General features: G+C 58.9%; 6 protein-coding genes. 2 read left to right on the top strand and 4 right to left on the bottom strand.

What is annotated here, in order from left to right:
* The 4 genes from JCM12296_RS32945 to JCM12296_RS32935 form a co-directional block, all read right to left on the bottom strand.
* Positions 1-526 (bottom strand): 2Fe-2S iron-sulfur cluster-binding protein (locus JCM12296_RS32945; RefSeq protein WP_172684233.1); only part of this gene is annotated, 526 nt, incomplete at its 3' end.
* Positions 523-783 (bottom strand): sarcosine oxidase subunit delta, encoded by a 261-nt coding sequence (locus tag JCM12296_RS32940; RefSeq protein WP_054702037.1) that lies wholly within the window; start codon positions 781-783, stop codon positions 523-525. The genes JCM12296_RS32940 and JCM12296_RS32945, both read right to left, overlap by 4 nt.
* A gap of 11 nt (positions 784-794) precedes the next feature.
* On the bottom strand, positions 795-1,184 hold the full coding sequence (locus JCM12296_RS48645) for an FAD-dependent oxidoreductase (RefSeq protein WP_340147888.1): 390 nt from the start codon (positions 1,182-1,184) through the stop codon (positions 795-797).
* Entirely contained in the window at positions 1,067-2,017 is a 951-nt protein-coding gene (locus tag JCM12296_RS32935) for an NAD(P)/FAD-dependent oxidoreductase (RefSeq protein ID WP_281492247.1), read from the bottom strand. The genes JCM12296_RS48645 and JCM12296_RS32935 overlap by 118 nt, the downstream gene beginning before the upstream one ends.
* A gap of 256 nt (positions 2,018-2,273) precedes the next feature.
* Between JCM12296_RS32935 and JCM12296_RS32930 the strand changes: the two genes are divergently transcribed.
* Complete coding sequence (locus tag JCM12296_RS32930; RefSeq protein WP_054702034.1) at positions 2,274-3,158, top strand: MurR/RpiR family transcriptional regulator; 885 nt, start codon at positions 2,274-2,276, stop codon at positions 3,156-3,158.
* Positions 3,159-3,621: 463 nt separating this feature from the next.
* The coding region (locus tag JCM12296_RS40630) for a PDC sensor domain-containing protein (RefSeq protein ID WP_172684232.1) at positions 3,622-4,223 on the top strand (602 nt) is incomplete at its 3' end.

Raw genomic sequence — 4,223 nt, 5'->3', positions numbered from 1 at the left:
CGGCGGCACCACCGCCGATGACGGTCACCTCGGCCGTGAGATAGCGTTCATCGTATTGGCCCTTCATCTGGTAATCCGCCGAAATGACGCCCAGGCCGGCCGCCTTGCGAATCTGTTTCATGGCCAGCGGCCAGACGGCGGCGGGCTTGTGCATGATCTTGTAGTAGAAACCCGCCGGCATCATCCAGTCCAGCTTGTCCATGAAGGCCATCCAGTCGAAATCGGCGGAACCGACCACGTTCTGGGCCTTGACGGCCATGCCGGATTTCAGTGGCGTGTTCTCGGTGCGCACGTTGGGGATGCCGTCCACTTCCATGCAGGTGTTGCTGCATTCGCCGTCCAGGCTGTAAAGGCCGCGGGGACGATGATATTTCAGGCTGCGCCCGAAGACACGCACGCCACTGGCGTAAAGGGCCGTTGCCACGGTGTCGCCGGCGACCCCCTGAATGGTTTTGCCCCGGTAGGTCAGAGTCCTTTTGTCCGCAGTATCGATTCTCAGGGTGGGTAATGAATTAAGCCTGTTCATTCGTTCGCCTCCGGCTGTTCGACCTCGATGTTTCGGGTGGTGTCCCGCCAGGTGGTAAACCAGACACCGCATCCGTCGCGATGACACCACCACTCCTTCTGGACGCCCATGGTGCATTTGTTCATATGGACATAATCGCACCAGGCCGTCGGCGTCAGCCCTTCCTCGGCCGGGCGGGTTCCCTTGTCTTCTCCCCCATAGCGGAATTCGTATCCGTTGCGTTTGCCGCAGACGGGACAGGTGAGGGTTAAAGCCATTTTTTTCTCCTTTAGTTGTCCGGTGTATAACTGACCAGGGCGGCAGTCTCACCCATCAGCTGATGGTTTTCGTAACGACGCAGGTTGAACGGTTTGAGTATTTCCGGACAGTGCCCGCTGGCCATGTACTGGGCCATGTATTTGCCCACCGCGCTGCAGGATTTGAAACCGAAGTAGCCCCAACCGCAGTCCATGTAGAAGCCCTCAATGGGATCGTTGCCGTCCATGATCGGGGCCATGTCCGGGGTCATGTCGGCCAGGCCGCCCCAGATGCGCATGAACTTCACCCCACGCAAACAGGGCAGCCAGTCCGACAGCGCTTCGGCCTGGTGCTTGATGTAGTGCGCCGTGTTCTGGGTGGTGTAGTTGGGCCACTGGTCCATATGGGCACCGGTGGCAATTTCTCCCTTGAGTGTCTGGTTGGCGTAACAGTGATAGCGCCGGAAGAAACCACATGATCCAGGACCGGCTTCAGCGGTTGGGTGACCATGGCCTGGATCGTCAAAACGCTGATGGGAAGCTTGATGCCCAGCATCTGGTGGATCAGCCCGGCACTGTATCCACCGGCGCTGACCAGCACCTGACGGGCGTGGATGCGGCCACGCGAGGTGGTCACGCCGGTGATTTTGCCGCCTTCGGTATGGATGTGGGTGGCCTCGGTCTGCTGATGGATATGCACCCCGTGCTTGGCGCACCCCTTGGCCAGTCCCCAAACCACGGCGTCGTGGCGCACGATGCCGCCCGGCGGGTGGAACATGGCGCCGTGAATGGGAAAGGTGATGTCTTCTGAGATGTTCAGGGCCGGGACCAGTTCCTTGGCCTCCTTGGCGTCGATCAGGTGGCTTTCCACCCCGTGGAACTGGGCCGTGGCGATGGTCATGCGGGCAGCCTTCATGGCCGCTTCGCTGTGCATCAGGTTGAGGTTGCCGCAGTTGTTGAACATCAGGTTGAAGTTCAGCTCCTTGGTGAGCACCGGCCACAGGTCTAACGCGTCCTTGTACAGTGGAACATTGTACTGGGTTCGCTGGTTGGCCCTGACAATGGCCGTGTTGCGCCCGGCGGCACCGAAGCCGATGAAGCGTTTCTCGATAATGGCCACATCGGTGATGCCGTGGTCCCGGGCCAGGAAGTAGGCGGTGGCCAGGGCGTGAAGCCCGCCGCCGATAATGACCACATCGTAGCTGGACTTCAATTTGGGTTTGTTGCCCCACAGGGGCCTGGTTTTCCAGAACATACGCTCTCCTGCAAACATGATTGAAAAAGTGGGTGATGGTGACTGGTGGCCGTTTTGTGCTTGCCAGTTTGAGGGGATGGTACAAGAATGAAACAAAACATGTCAAGAATAATTTTTTACCCTGAGTAAAATCACATCATTTTCCCTTGACATGGGCGATTATACTTATCTATATATAGGTAATTATTATTTAATTTTTTCAACATGGAATAATGAAAGAAATATTTCATAACCCCCATTACAAAGAGGTTTTTCCATGCAGGACGCCCATGCGCACCCGGTCATCAAGGGCATTGTGAAACAATTGGATTCATTGACCCCCAAAGGCAAGCTGTTGGGCAACTATATCATCCAGAATCCGCGCAAGGCGGTATTCATGACCACCAAGGAACTCTCCGAAGCCTGCGGGGTCAGCGAGGCCACCGTGGTTCGCTTTGTGGGACAGCTGGGGTATTCCGGCTACGGAGAGTTTTTGCAGGCGTTGCGGGACTTCGTGGATTCCGGCCTGAGTCTGCCGGACCGGGTGGATCTGCCGGGCATGAAGGGCCCCGGCACCGATCTGCTGCACCGGGTGGTCTTCGAGGAGATGACCAATTTGCGGCAGTTCTACGAAACCATCGATATGAAACGGCTCGGAGATATTGTCGACCGGATCGAGAAGAGCCCGGCCGTTTACGTCATCGGTTCGCGCATCTCCTACACCTTTGCCTATTACCTGGGCTGGTCCCTGACCAAGGTGCGCAAGGGGGTCAACATCCTGAAAGGCAGCGACAGCACCACGATCGACTGGCTGACCGGGGCCCCGGAGGAGAGCCTGGTGATCATCATCACCACTTCGCGCTACCCCAACGAACTGATCCGCATGGGCAAGGTCGTCCGGCGGCTCGGCCACACCCTTCTGGTGGTCACGGACAGCCGGCTTTGCCCGGTGCTTCCCTTCGCCCACCAGTCCCTGGTGGTGCCGTCACGGTCCATTCCGCTGATCGGCTATCCGACCACGATTTCATGCATCATCAACTATCTGGTACTGGAGCTGGTCAACCGGCAGCCTCCCCAACTCAAGGCCCATCAGGAGAAGCTGGAGCAGATGTATCTGGAAAATGATATTCTCTTCAATATGCACGAGGAAGATCCGGGATAGCCCTTTTTTTCCTCGCCCCTTAAGGCTATAAAGGGAGGCACGCCAGCGGCAGCGTCCAGGATCCGTGAGCGCCGCAGCGTCCTTTTTTTGCGACAGGGGTTCCCATGCATCAGTTTGCCGGCATCAGTCTGAAAACACGGTTGTACCTGCTTGTCCTGGCGGCGTTCATCCCGGTGGCGGTGCTGATCGTTTATGTGGCCGAAGAGCAGAAAGCCATCGAAAGCCAGGCCTTGCTGCACCGCATCCGCCTGTTGGCGCGGGCGGCCGCCGACGCGGAAAACCAGCAACTGGAGGCCACGGGCAATTTTTTACTGGCGGTGGCGAATGCCTTCCTGGCCGTCGACGGCCAGGCGCCGCGACTGTCCCCCTTCTTGACGCGGCTGTTGAACGAAACCAAGGGGTACGCCGCCGTCGCATCGTCGATCCGGGCGGTCGTCTGTTGGCCAGCGGTGACCCTTCTGCCATGGACACGGATTATGCCGGCCGCGCCTGGCTCACCGACGCCATTCAGCAGAAACATCGGATCATGGGCCAGTACCACGATGAACACATCCACGGCCAGGCGGTACTCTACTTTGCCCTGCCGGTCCTTTCGGATGACGGCCAGCCAATCGCGGTGGTGTTTGTCGCCCTGGATCTCAACCGGATGAACCGGGTCATTTTCCGGCAATTGACCGAACTGCCCCACGGATCGCGCCTGACCCTTCTGGATGAACGCCGCGGGATGCTGCGCTATGATGTGGACAGCGCCAGTTGGTCCATTCCGTCGGCCATGGATGCCGCCCTGCGGCAGCAAATCACCCGCCGCCAATCGGGATCCATCGTGGCCGCCGATGAAAACCGGAAATGGCGCATCTACGCCTTCGCCCCCATGACCAGCGCCCTGCGCCCGGAACCGGTCTCGATTGTTTTGGAAATGCCCCGCGACCTGGCCCTTTCCGCATCCACGCGCATTTTCTCACGCAACCTGGCCATGCTGGCCCTATCGGCGCTAATGGCCGTCCTGGCGATCTGGTGGGCCGCCGACGCGTTCATCCTGCGGCGCGTCAAGGCCATGGTCCAGGC

This window comes from Desulfosarcina cetonica JCM 12296 (assembly GCF_001311845.1).
Classification (GTDB): Bacteria; Desulfobacterota; Desulfobacteria; order Desulfobacterales; family Desulfosarcinaceae; genus Desulfosarcina; species Desulfosarcina cetonica.
This window is presented reverse-complemented; position numbering and strand designations above follow the sequence as displayed.